Source organism: Pseudomonas vanderleydeniana (genome assembly GCF_014268755.2).
GTDB lineage: Bacteria > Pseudomonadota > Gammaproteobacteria > Pseudomonadales > Pseudomonadaceae > Aquipseudomonas > Aquipseudomonas vanderleydeniana.
The window spans coordinates 2,897,736-2,910,470 of the sequence record NZ_CP077093.1 but is presented as its reverse complement, the minus strand read 5'-3'; the positions used below and the strand labels follow the sequence as shown (position 1 = coordinate 2,910,470).

The following is a 12,735-nucleotide window of genomic DNA, read 5'->3' as shown; positions in this document are numbered from 1 at the left end:
ATTCAACAGTGTGGTGCTCAGCCCATCAGGGCTGAACGGGTTTGCCTTCATTCATATCGACAGTTCGTCGATCACTTTCACCCAGTGCCGTGCACCGTAGGTACCGGCGGTGAACTGGTCGATGACATCGAACACCGCGTCACTGAAACCGCCGACATTCAGGATGTCCGGCCGATCCGGTGCCTGGGTGCTCGCCCCGGGCTGCAGGTCGATGCAGATCAGCCGCGCATCGGGGTTGATCCGCCGGATGTGCTCCCACTGCACCAGGGTTTCGCTGGCGCCGTAACGGCGATCATCGATCCAGGACTCGTTGTCCGAGACCAGGATCAGCGTATCCACCCTGGCCTGCTCGCGAACCAACTGCGCCAGCGGCGCCGAGCAGCGGGTTCCGCCACCGCCAACGGCGGCGAGTTGCTGGGCATTGCTCATGACGCTGTCGCGTGGGTTGAGTTGCACCTTCACCACCTCGTTCTCAAAGGGCAGCACCCTCGCCTGGGGCGTCTTGCGCAATACGGCGGCGGCAATCAGGGCCGCCACATCGATGCACCGCACTGCCGTGGTCGCCCCCTGGCGATAACCGGTGACCGGGCTGTGCATGGAGCCCGAGACATCCGGGCAGACCACCACCGTGCCGCGCAGGGCCGGGACATTGTCCAGCGACAACTCCAGGGCATCCTGCAACGCCTCACCTATCTGCGGAGGAACATCCTCGCCGATCATCCGGTAGGCCGCGAGCAACTGGTACGGATAAACCCGCGCCTTGGCCACCTCCTCCGGGTTCGACAACCGCGCGGCCACCGTCCCGGCACATCCCGGCACCTTGAAGGCACCGTGGCGAGCCAGGGTGTTCAGGTTCATCCGCAGGGCCTGCCAGCCCATGGTCACGGCCAGCTGCGCCCATTGTCGCGAGTCCAGCGTCTCGTTGCCCAGCAACTGGAATGGCACCTGCGGCAGTTGCCGGCTGGCCCCGGCGCGAAACTCCAGCAGCGAGCGGGTCAGCGGCGGCAAGGCATCGAACGCCACCGGCTTGCCGATCACCCAGGCGAAGAACGCCTCGCGCCAGGCCTCTGCCGGCTTGGGGTGAACCATCTTCAGCACATCGGCCAGCGACGGCTGGTTACCCACCGACGCCTGCAACAACTGGCGCTCGCTGGCGCTGTTGAGCCACTGCTGCACCAGGCGCTTGGGCTGCGAACCCAGCGACTTGCGCCCGGTGGCCCCGCTGCGCAGGATCTGCACGAAGTTGCGCAGCATCTTGCCGCTGTCCACCACCTGGGCGAACACCACCGGCAGCATGGTCGAGCGCTGGGCCGCCAGGGCGGCCAGCAGCAAGGCGGGCATGTCCTTCATGTGACCCTGCTGGCGAGCGTAGATCGCGGCCTTGGCAACGAAGGCACTGTCGACCTCGGCAACGCGCTTGAGCACCGCCTCCAACTGGCCTTGCGCACTGGCATGGTAGGTCTGGTTCAGGCAACCGGTCACCGCCAACTGTGCCAGGGCATGGCGCGCCGTATAGGCGTAGGCCACGGCGCCGGAGGCATTGCGGATGTCGCAGGCCGCAGGCTGGGTGCGGGTCTGGAACAGCTGGGTGTTGGCCATCTTGGCTTCTCGCTCTGTTGTTTCGTTCGTTGCCAGAGATATTGCAGAGCACGTGCCAGCTTCTGAAAATTCACCTAATAAAATTTTAAATATTTGATTTTATTGGAAAAAATATTTATTCCAGGAAAAACACGGCTCGATAGCCAGACGAGCCTTCATTTTTTATTTATCATTGGATATCGCCATTTATCCATAAAGATAAACATGTCCAGCAAGCGCACGGTCACCATCGGTTTCATCGGTTCCAACCTTGATCGCGTCGGCAAGGGCGCCAACCGCTGGGGCCACTGGCGGCCCAGCATCGGCCTGTGCCAGCAATCCGACCTGCTGGTACATCGTTTCGAACTGATTCATGGCACCGATGCCCGCGATGTCAGCCTGGCCGAGCGAATCCGCAGCGACATCCAGCAGGTTTCACCGGAAACCGAAGTGCGCCTGCACCCGATGCACCTGCGCAATCCCTGGGATTTCGAGGAGGTCTATGGCGCGCTGGACGACTTCACCAACGCCTATCACTTCGATACCGAGCATGAGGAGTACCTCGTGCACATCACCACCGGCACCCACGTGGCACAGATCTGCTGGTTCCTGTTGACCGAGGCACGCTACCTGCCGGCGCGCCTGGTGCAGACGTCCCCGGCTCGCCGCCTGAACGAAGAGGCACGGGTCACCGGCACCCACACCCTGATCGACCTGGACCTGTCGCGCTACGACCGGATCGCCAAGCGCTTCAGCGACAGGCAACTGGAGGGGCTGGCCTTTCTCAAGTCCGGCATTGCCACGCGCAACGCCGACTTCAACCGGACCATCGAGCAGATCGAACGGGTGGCGGTGCGCTCGAAGGCCCCGATGCTGCTGATCGGCCCGACCGGCGCGGGCAAGTCGTTCCTCGCCCGACGCATCTATGAGCTCAAGCGCAACCGGCATCAGGTCGAGGGTCGTTTCGTCGAGGTCAACTGCGCCACGCTGCGCGGCGATGGCGCCATGTCGGCGCTGTTCGGACACACCAAGGGCGCTTTCACGGGCGCCCAGAACAGCCGCGAGGGCCTGTTGCGGGCGGCCGATGGCGGCCTGCTGTTCCTGGACGAGATCGGCGAACTGGGGCTGGATGAGCAGGCGATGCTGCTCAAGGCCATCGAGGAGAAGCGCTTCTTCCCATTGGGTTCGGACAAGGAAGTCGAAAGCGACTTCCTGATCATCGCCGGCACCCACCGCGACCTGCGCAGCCGGGTGGTCGAAGGCCTGTTCCGGGAAGACCTGTACGCCCGTATCAACCTGTGGACCTTCGACCTGCCCGGCCTGGCGGACCGTCGCGAAGACATCGAGCCGAACCTGGACTTCGAACTGGAGCGCCATGCCCGCGAGCAGGGCCACCTGGCACGCTTCAACATCCAGGCGCGACGCCGCTACCTGGCCTTTGCCAGTTCCACCGAAGCCAGCTGGCTGGGCAACTTCCGCGAGCTGTCGGCCTCGATCACCCGCATGGCGACCCTGGCCGACAGCGGGCGCATCGACGAAGCCCAGGTCGAGGAAGAAATCGCCCGCCTGCGCCGGGCCTGGGGCCTGGTCGACGCAGCGGACAGCGTGGATCACCTGCTCGGCGAACGTGCCGGCGACATGGACCTGTTCGACCGCCTGCAGCTCAACGCCGTGATCGACGTCTGCCGCCGCGCCAGCAGCCTCTCGGATGCCGGCCGACAGCTGTTCAACGCATCCCGGCAAGCCAAGGCCAACCCGAACGATGCCGACCGCCTGCGCAAGTACCTGGCCCGTTTCGAGCTGGACTGGAAGCAGCTGAACGACAATCGGTAAGACGGCCAGCCTGGAGAAAGTTGATCCAAACCACGGGAAATGACGTTTTTTCGCGTCTGGAGGCCGCTTTCCGCATCATCTTCGCGGTATCAGTCTACGATTCTGTAAGACCGGTCGCCATGGAGTGTGGCCGCGACACAAGAACCACATGAAAACCGCATGAGAGAGCCATCCATGAAGACCGTCGCAGAACTGTTGAAACTCAAGGGTAGCCAGCGCCAGGAGGTTTATACCGTCCGCAACGATCACACCGTGTTCGAGGCGCTGATCAAGATGGCCGAGAAAAACGTCGGTGCCCTGCCGGTGGTCAACGAGAGTGGCCAGGTGGTCGGTATCATCAGTGAACGCGACTATGCCCGCAAAGTGATCCTGCACGGGTTGAGTTCGGTCACGACCAAGGTCAGCGAAATCATGAATACCCCGGTCATCACCGTGGATACGCACCAGAGGGTCGAGGCTTGCATGGCCATCATGACGGAGAAGCACCTGCGCCACCTGCCCGTGGTGGAAGACGGCCGACTGATCGGCCTGCTCTCGATCGGCGACCTGGTCAAGGAAGCCATTGCCGAACAGGCCAACCTGATCAATCAGCTGGAACAGTATATTCGCGGCGAATAACGCCGCGCCCCCTTACTTCGATACCGATGCCGATCACCCCACTGATCGGCATCGCCATGAAGCAGATACCCCGCAAATCCCCCGCATAAATATTTCAAAATATTGCCCAGGCACCCGAAAACGCTGGGCAAATCGCACTTCCAAATTTTTCACAACACTTTCACTTCGCGCCCACCTGCTCCTCTTTAAATTCCCATTATCGTTATCGGTATCGCTGTAGGCCGCCTGATCACGACTGTCATTTACCGGGGCGATGCCCTTCCTAGTTGTCAGACCAGCCAATGGGTGAATCCGTGGTTATCCTTAGTGCCGTTCAGTCAGTGCTGCCGCAGCCCCTCAAGCCCCGCGTCAAGTCAACCCTGCTGGCGATCAGCATGACCCTGGTGGCCTTGATGGCAACCGGCTTTGTCCTGTGGCCCAGGTCGCCCCTCGACCTGGCAGTGCGCGACCACATGCACAGCGCTGGCGTCTACGCCCAATGGAAAGCCGGGGATGTCATCGTGCTGGTGCGCCATGCCGAGCGGTGCGATCGCTCAAGCAACCCATGCCTGGGCCCAGAGGATGGCATCACCCAACTGGGCAATCGCTCCGCAGCGGATGTCGGCAGGGCCTTCCAGCAAGTCGGCATGAACAACACCGACGTACTGAGCAGTCCGACCACCCGTACCGTACAGACTGCCGAAGCGATGTTCGGCAAGAGCGCTATCACTGCAGACTGGCTGGTGAGCTGCGGGCCGACCCTGGGCCAGGATGCTCTCGCCCACAAGGCCGCGCATCGCAACCTGGTGCTGGTAACCCACAGCGGCTGCATCGATGACCTTGAGAAACAGCTGGGTTATCGACATGTCCCCAAGAGCGAATACACCAGCTCCGTGTTCGCCTCGGTGGGTGCCGACGGCCAGTTGAAAATGTTGGGGATCCTGAATGCCGAGGACTGGCAGACCGCGCTCAGCACGAAAATATGAGCGACCTGTAACGGCGCTTTGCAATTTTAAACATCACGCCCATGGAACATGGCCGTCAGTTGAATGCATCTTGCTTCACCCGTTTCCGTTGAAGCCCCGCTCGCTGCCAGATCCACCCCCTATCGCCTTTGCCCCTCGCGGGCTCAAGTCCTCTCGCGCACTTGGGCCCGCCAGGGCAGGCGTGTGCCTGGGCCTTGCAGCGTTACCGGGCGAGCAACCGCAATCGCGAATCCTGGTTAAACCCTTGTGGCGGTAGGTACCGCTAAGGCCGAATCATGAACTCTCACATGCCATACCCCTCCCCCGCGACGCTCAAGCGCTGGTCGATACCGGCGCTGATCCTCGCCTTCGGGCTGTTCTACCTGCTGCCGATGCTGTTTCACGGCCTGTGGATTCCCGACGAGACCCGTTACGCCCAGATCAGCCAGGAGATGCTCCTGAGCGGCAACTGGACCTCTCCGCACTTCATGGGCCTGCGTTATTTCGAGAAACCCATCGCCGGCTACTGGATGATTGCCATCGGCCAGGCGATCTTCGGCGAGAACCTGTTCGGCGTACGCATCGCCTCGGCGGTCAGTACCGGGCTCAGCGTCCTGCTGACCTACCTGATCGCCCGCCGCCTGTGGAACGATCCACGCAAGAGCTTCGCCTCGGCGCTGCTGTTCATGAGTTTCGGCCTCGTCGCCGGACAGGCCGGCTACGCCAACCTCGATCCCCAGTTCACCCTGTGGTCGAACCTCAGCCTGGTCGCCTTCTGGTTCGCGACCGACAGCCAGCCACGCAGCCAGCGCCTGACGGCCTGGGCCGTGCTGGGCCTGGCCTGCGGCATGGGTTTCCTGACCAAGGGTTTCCTGGCCCTGCTGCTGCCGGTGCTGATCGCCCTGCCCTACATGCTCTGGCAACGACGCCTGAGTGAGTTGCTGCGCTGCGGCCCGATCGCGGTCGTGGTCGCGGTGGCCGTCGCGCTGCCCTGGGTCCTGGCCGTCAATGCCCAGGAACCCGACTACTGGAATTTCTTCTTCTGGCACGAGCACATCCAGCGCTTTGCCGGCAACAACGCCCAGCACGCCCAGCCGTGGTGGTTCTACCTGCCCCTGCTGGTGGTGTCGTGCCTGCCATGGTCGGTAATGCTGGTGCCGACGTTCAAGCAGGCCTGGCAGGAAAAACGCCAGGCAGGCATCGGTTTCCTGTGGTTGTGGTTCGCCCTGCCACTGGTATTTTTCAGCCTGAGCCGAGGCAAGCTGCCAACCTACATCATGCCTTGCCTACTGCCTTTGGCACTGATGATGGGCAATGCGCTGATCGACCGGGTCACCCGCGCCGAGGGTCGTGCACTGCGCCTCAACGGTGTGCTCAACCTGACTCTCGGGGTGGTGGCACTGGTGGTGCTGATCGTGCTGCAGACGACCCGCTCCGTCTATGCCAACAGCCATGCCGAGGTCTTCAGCCTGTCGCTGGTGTTCATCATGCTGATGGCGTGGATCATCACCAACGCATTGCAGGTCCTGCGTCCTGTCGCGTTCTGGGCGATGCCGGCACTGGGCATCGCCCTGCTGGTGACCCTGCTGCCAGCCGGCATGCCGGCCAGCGTGGTGAGCAACAAGATGCCTGACCAGTTCATCGCCGAGCACCTGGACGAGCTGCGCCAGACCAACCGCCTGCTGAGCAACGAACTGGGGGCCGCCGCGGCACTGTCCTGGCGCCTGCAACGCCCCCAGGTCGATTTGTTCAACACCGCTGGCGAACTGAAATATGGTCTGGATTACCCTGATGCGCAGGGACGCCAGGTCACGCTCGAAAACATCGGGCAGTGGATGAGCGAAGCACGCAAACAGGGTTCGGTAGGAGTCGTCATGCGCGTCAAGGGCACTGCGGAAATGGAAGAAATCGGGCTACTGCCACCCGATGGCAAACGCTACAGGAAAGGCGACAGCGAGATCCTCATCTTCCCACAGACACAACCATGAGCCTGGGCTACTGGAAGACCGACAGGGGAGCCCTGACACTGCTGTTGGGCGTCTCGGCCTTGCTGCTCCTGCTGGGCCTGGGTTCGCGTGAACTGTGGGGAGCGGAAACCCGTTGGGCCAACATCGCCCTGCAGATGCTGCAGTCGGGCAACTATTTCGATCCCTATCTCAAGGGGCTGCCCTACTATGACAAGCCCCTGCCCTCCTACTGGCTGATCACCGCCAGCGCGAAACTGCTGGGAGGACTGGGCAACGTCTCGTTGCGCCTGTCCTCGGTGGTTGCCGCCTGGCTGAGCATATGGCTGATCTATCTGCTCGGCGAGCGCCTGTGGCGCAAGGGCACCGGCCTGGTGGCGGGCTGGATGCTGGCAACCACCTTCTACTTCGTGTTCTGGGCTCGCGTGGCCACCGCCGACATCCTCACCGTGTTCGGCGTGCTGGCCGCCGTCTGGTGGTACTGGCGCGGCCCGGATGACACGCGCCTGGGGCGCTACACGGTGTTTTTCCTGATACTGGCCCTGACCTCTCTGCTCAAGGGTCTGATCGGCTTCGTCCTGCCGGGGTTGGTGCTGCTGCCGCACCTGTTGGCCGAAGGCCGCTGGAAACGCCATTTCAATCCACGACTGCTGGTTGCCCTGCTGATCGCCCTCGCGCTCTATGCCGTACCTTTCGTACTGTCGAACCTGTACGGTTCGCCGACCTACGGTGAAAGCGGGCTGGCCCTGGTATTCAAGGAAAACGTCGTCCGTTTCTTCGACCCCTTCGACCACATGGGGCCGATCTACACCTATTTGATCTACCTGCCGGCCTACACCCTGCCCTGGGCTCCCTTCTGGGTGCTGGGCCTGTGGCTCGCGCTGCGCCAATGGAAGCGGATCGAGCCCAATACCCGCTGGCTGGTTTGGGGCCTGTGCCTGCTGTTCGTGTTCTTCACCGCCAGCGGCAGCCGGCGCAGCTACTACGTGCTGCCGCTGGTGCCGTTCGCACAATTGCTGGCAGCCTGGTGGGTGACCCGGCGCCTGGATGAGACGCGCGCCGCCGGCAAGGCCAGCGGCCCTGGCTGGACCAAAGGCTTCGCCGCGGCGGCCGCCTTCACGCTACTGGTCGTCGGTGTCGCCTATCCCTGGAGCAACGGTGGCGGTGGCGCCATGCGCTTCGCCGAGGATGTACAGACCAAGGCCAGCCAGAGAGCGCCCTGGGATGAATGGCAGATGGTGATGATCGAGGTCGACAACAAGTTGCCGATGTACCTGAACAACCAGGGCCTGCCCTTCTACTACGTGCAGGAAAACCAGGACTATCCACGCAACGGCGACAGCGATGAACTGATCGACTGGCTGGAGAAAACCAGCGGCCGTCGCTGGGACCCGACACGAACCCTGATCGTCACCAGCTTCAAGGCCGGCGACAGCCTGCCGCTGAACTACCTGGCAGCCGATCATGACGTCGTGGTGACCCAACCCAGCAATGGCGCGCGCCTGGCCCACAACCGCGAGGACGGTAGCGTGGCATACATCCCCAGGCGGGATGGACCGCTGGAAATCGAGGGTCGCACCCAGTAGCGGATCGAGCGGCGGTGCACGAACCTGCGGGTTCACGTAGAGTGGGGCTCCCGAGGCGACTCGGGGCCCCATTCATTTTTTGCAAGGACCGCCATTGATGAAGCCCAGCGTGCACCCCTGCCCGGTGCCACCCGACTCATCCATCAACCGTTTCCTGCCCAATGCCGATTTCGTCGATAGCCAGTGCATCAGCGATGATCGCCTCGAGCGCACGGCGCTGCGCCATGCCCTGAACATGATGTCGACGACACCGGCCTGGATCGACGGGCTGATGCAGTTGCGCAACCGTATCGTAGGGCTGTTCGGGCTCAAGGATCTTGGACGCCTGACCCGTATCGACCTGTCCCGGGCGGACGTCGACTACCGGGAAAACGATCGCGTGGGGATCTTCACACTGATTTCCAATCAGCCGGATGAGGTGATGCTGGCCGATTGCGACAAGCACCTCGACGTCTACCTGACCCTGCATCGCTCGCCGGTCACGGCGCAGGGAACGCGCACCCTGACGCTATCGACGGTGGTCCACACTCACAATCTGCTGGGCCGCCTGTACATGCTGCCGGTGGCGCCATTTCATCGGCTGATCGTACCCATCACCCTGAGAAACGCCAGCCGCCACTGAAACCGCGACGACCCTGACGCACAAGCCGTACGCCAGGGTCGCCAGGGGCCAGTCCTCAGTAGCCCAGCGACAACCCGGTATTGCGCCGCGGGTCATTGGCACCGTAGAAGCGGTTGTTACCCACCGGTTTGCCATCGAGCGAGGGCGCACCGACCAGGATCGCCGCCAGGTGGTTCAGCGGCTGCGGCCCGGTGAACTTGTGTCCCCAGCTTTCGAGGATCTTCTGCGTGTCGGGGCTCACCGCGTAGGTCTCGAGATTGGTTTCCTCCGGCAGCCATTGCTGGTGGAACCGCGGGGCATCCACCGCCTCCTGGATGTTCATCTTGTAGTCGATGACATTGAGGATGGTCAGCAGGGTCGCAGTGATGATCCGGCTGCCCCCTGGCGTGCCGACCACCATGACGGCCTTGCCATCCCGGGTGACGATGGTCGGGCTCATCGACGACAGCGGCGTCTTGCCGGGCGCGATGGCGTTCGCCTCGCCCTGTACCAGGCCGTACATGTTCGGCACGCCGACCTTGGAAGTGAAGTCGTCCATCTCATCGTTGAGGATGACCCCGGTCTTGCTCGCCATCACCCCGGCACCGAACCAGTCGTTGAGGGTGTAGGTCACCGACACCGCGTTGCCCCACTTGTCGACGATCGAGTAGTGGGTGGTGTTGTTGCCTTCATGAGGCGCGACGCCTGGCTTGAGGTCCTTGGAGATGCCCGCCTTGTGCGGGTCGATCGCGGCGCGCAGCTTCTCGGCGTAGGCCTTGTCCAGCAGGTGCGCTACCGGGTTCTTGACGAAATCGGGGTCGCCCAGGTAGCTGTTGCGATCGACATAGGCGTGGCGCATGGCCTCGATCTGGTAGTGCAGGCCCTGGGCCGAGTGATAACCCAGCTGCTCCATCGGATAGCCTTCGAGAATGTTCATGATCTCGCAGATCACCACGCCACCGGAGCTGGGTGGCGGCGCCGAGACGATGTGGTAGCCGCGGTAGTCGCACTCGATGGGGGCCAGCTCGCGGGTCTTGTACTTGTCGAGGTCGGCCTGGGTGATGATGCCCTTGCCGGCCTGGCTCGAATCGACGATGGCCTTGGCCACCCAGCCCTTGTAGAAGCCGTCGGTGCCCTTCGCGGAAATTTCCCGCAGGGTCTTGGCCAGGTCCTTCTGTACCAGCTTCTCGCCGACCTGCATCGGTTCGCCCTTGTTCAGGAAGATCGCGCCAGAATCATGGATGTCCTTCTTGAACTCATCGGTGGCGGTGTGCAGCAGGTCGATGTCACCCTGCTCCAGCACGAAACCGTCCTCGGCCAGCTTGATGGCCGGGGCGATCACTTCGGCGCGCTTTTTCGTGCCGTACTTTTCCAGTGCCAGCTCCATGCCCGAGACCGTGCCCGGCACGCCGACCGCCAGGTGGCCTTTCGAACTGAGGTCGGGGATGACATTGCCGTCCTTGTCCAGGTACATGTTGGCCGTGGCCGCCAGCGGCGCCTTTTCGCGGAAGTCGAGGAAAGTCTTGCGGCCGTCGGCCAGTTGCACGGTCATGAAGCCACCGCCACCCAGGTTGCCGGCCGCCGGGTAGACCACCGCCAGGGCATAGCCGACCGCGACCGCGGCATCCACCGCGTTGCCGCCGGCCTTGAGCACGTCGACACCGACATGCGTGGCCAGGTGTTGGGCCGTGACGACCATGCCGTTCTCTGCGGCGACCGGTGCCTGGGAGGCGGCATGGACAGGGGTAACAGCCAGGATCAGCGCCGTCGCCAACAGCGAGCGCGCTAGGGGTTCGAATTTCATGGGCCGATTTCTCTTTTTCTTATTTGCTGGAAACGCAGACGCCTGTCTGCGCGGGCCTTTACCAAGGTAGACGCTGGCGAAGGATTCACCTAGTACCCATCACTCGCTTTTTTGCAGGACCAGTTACATTTCCGTAACATTCGCCGCCTTTCATATAGCCCTCGCTTGCCCCCGCTGGCCCCAATCTCAGGTACACCATGAAACCCGCCCGCCTACGCGCCGATGTCCTGGCCGGACTCACCACCTCCTTTGCCCTCGTGCCCGAGTGCATTGCCTTTGCCCTGGTCGCCCACCTCAACCCGCTGATGGGCCTGTACGGTGCCTTCATCATCTGCACCCTGACCGCGCTGTTCGGCGGCCGACCGGGCATGATCTCCGGCGCCGCCGGCTCGATGGCCGTGGTGATCGTCGCCCTGGTGGTGCAACACGGCGTGCAATACCTGCTGGCGACGGTCTTGCTCGGCGGCCTGGTCATGGTCGCGTTCGGCCTGTTGCGCCTGGGCAAGCTGGTGCGGATGGTGCCGCACTCGGTGATGCTCGGTTTCGTCAACGGCCTGGCGATCATCATCGCACTGGCACAACTGGAGCAGTTCAAGGAGGGCGAACACTGGATCAGTGGTGAACCACTGGCCGTGATGCTCGGGCTGGTGGCACTGACCATGGCGATCGTCTACCTGCTGCCGCGCGTGAGCCGCGCCGTACCGCCAGCCCTGGTGGCGATCCTCGGCGTCGGCCTGCTGGTCTACCTGTGCGGCCTGCCGACCCGCACCCTAGGCGACATGGCCCACATCGCCGGTGGCCTGCCCATGCCGACACTGCCACAGGTGCCGTGGAACCTGGAAACCCTGCACATCATCGCGCCCTACGCGGTGCTGATGGCCCTGGTGGGCCTGCTGGAAACCCTGCTGACCCTCAACCTCACCGACGAAATCACCGAGACCCGCAGCTATCCGGACCGCGAATGCACGGCGCTGGGCGTGGCCAACATCGTTTCCGGCCTGTTCGGCGGCATGGGCGGCTGCGCGATGATCGGCCAGACCGTGATCAACCTCAGCTCCGGTGGCCGGGGTCGGTTGTCGGGCGTGGTGGCCGGGGTGATGATCCTGCTGTTCGTGCTGTTCCTGTCGCCACTGATCGAGCGTATCCCGCTGGCCGCCCTGGTGGGGGTGATGTTCGTGGTGTCCCAGCAGACCTTCGCCTGGGCTTCGTTGCGGGTACTGAACAAGGTACCGGTGAACGACGTGCTGGTGATCATCGCCGTCACCGTGATCACCGTGTTTACCGACCTGGCGACCGCGGTACTGTGCGGCATCCTGATCGCCGCCCTGAACTTCGCCTGGCAGCACGCCCGCGAGCTGTATGCCGATACCCACGAGCAAGCCGACGGCAGCAAGCTGTACCGCCTGCACGGCACGTTGTTCTTCGCCTCGACCACCCCCTTCCAGAACCTGTTCGACCCGGCCAACGATCCGCAGAAAGTGGTACTGGACTGCCGCCACCTGAGCTTCGTCGACTACTCGGCGATCGCTGCCCTGAAAAGCCTGCGCGAGCGTTATGCCAAGGCCGGCAAGCAGTTGCGGGTCGAGCACCTGTCCGAGCGCTGCAGGCAGTTGCTCAGGCGGGCGGGCGTGCAGCACGGCTGAAGTGCGCTCAGAGGCGTAGATTGAAGCACTGGTGCGTGCAGGGATGATTTCGTCGCGTTTCGCCTTGCCGCCCTGTCTATTCGAGCAGCCCCTCTATAGGACCGTACCGACAACCATCGGAGCAATGGCTTGGAAATATTGAGACACAACTGACCCTCCCCAAC

General features: G+C 63.0%; 9 protein-coding genes. 7 read left to right on the top strand and 2 right to left on the bottom strand.

Annotated features, from left to right (window positions below; all coding sequences use genetic code 11):
- Window positions 1-51: 51 nt before the first annotated feature.
- Complete coding sequence (locus HU752_RS13180; RefSeq protein WP_186679963.1) at window positions 52-1,599, bottom strand: TROVE domain-containing protein; 1,548 nt, start codon at window positions 1,597-1,599, stop codon at window positions 52-54.
- 204 nt (window positions 1,600-1,803) lie between these two features.
- Between HU752_RS13180 and rtcR the strand changes: the two genes are divergently transcribed.
- The 6 genes from rtcR (at window position 1,804) to HU752_RS13150 (ending at window position 9,145) form a co-directional block, all read left to right on the top strand.
- A complete protein-coding gene (gene rtcR / locus HU752_RS13175) occupies window positions 1,804-3,411 on the top strand; it encodes an RNA repair transcriptional activator RtcR (RefSeq protein WP_186679961.1) in 1,608 nt (535 codons plus the stop codon).
- Between the two features lie 174 nt (window positions 3,412-3,585).
- Window positions 3,586-4,029 carry a CBS domain-containing protein gene (locus HU752_RS13170; RefSeq protein WP_186679958.1) on the top strand — a complete coding sequence of 148 codons (444 nt, stop codon included), beginning with the start codon at window positions 3,586-3,588 and terminating at the stop codon, window positions 4,027-4,029.
- A 320-nt stretch (window positions 4,030-4,349) separates the two neighbouring features.
- Window positions 4,350-4,994, top strand: coding sequence for a lipopolysaccharide core heptose(II)-phosphate phosphatase PmrG (gene pmrG, locus HU752_RS13165; protein ID WP_225920135.1), 645 nt, complete (start codon window positions 4,350-4,352; stop codon window positions 4,992-4,994).
- 287 nt (window positions 4,995-5,281) lie between these two features.
- Window positions 5,282-6,961, top strand: coding sequence for a lipid IV(A) 4-amino-4-deoxy-L-arabinosyltransferase (gene arnT / locus HU752_RS13160; RefSeq protein WP_186679956.1), 1,680 nt, complete (start codon window positions 5,282-5,284; stop codon window positions 6,959-6,961).
- Window positions 6,958-8,523 (top strand): ArnT family glycosyltransferase, encoded by a 1,566-nt coding sequence (locus HU752_RS13155; protein WP_225920134.1) that lies wholly within the window; start codon window positions 6,958-6,960, stop codon window positions 8,521-8,523. Before arnT ends, HU752_RS13155 begins: the two co-directional genes overlap by 4 nt.
- A gap of 97 nt (window positions 8,524-8,620) precedes the next feature.
- Window positions 8,621-9,145, top strand: coding sequence for a DUF2867 domain-containing protein (locus HU752_RS13150; RefSeq protein ID WP_186679954.1), 525 nt, complete (start codon window positions 8,621-8,623; stop codon window positions 9,143-9,145).
- 55 nt (window positions 9,146-9,200) lie between these two features.
- Here the strand turns inward: HU752_RS13150 and ggt are convergent, their stop codons facing one another.
- A complete protein-coding gene (ggt, locus tag HU752_RS13145) occupies window positions 9,201-10,928 on the bottom strand; it encodes a gamma-glutamyltransferase (protein ID WP_186679952.1) in 1,728 nt (575 codons plus the stop codon).
- Between the two features lie 197 nt (window positions 10,929-11,125).
- Between ggt and HU752_RS13140 the strand changes: the two genes are divergently transcribed.
- Window positions 11,126-12,571: a SulP family inorganic anion transporter gene (locus tag HU752_RS13140; RefSeq protein ID WP_186679951.1), complete on the top strand. Its 1,446-nt coding sequence runs from the start codon at window positions 11,126-11,128 to the stop codon at window positions 12,569-12,571.
- Window positions 12,572-12,735 lie beyond the last annotated feature (164 nt).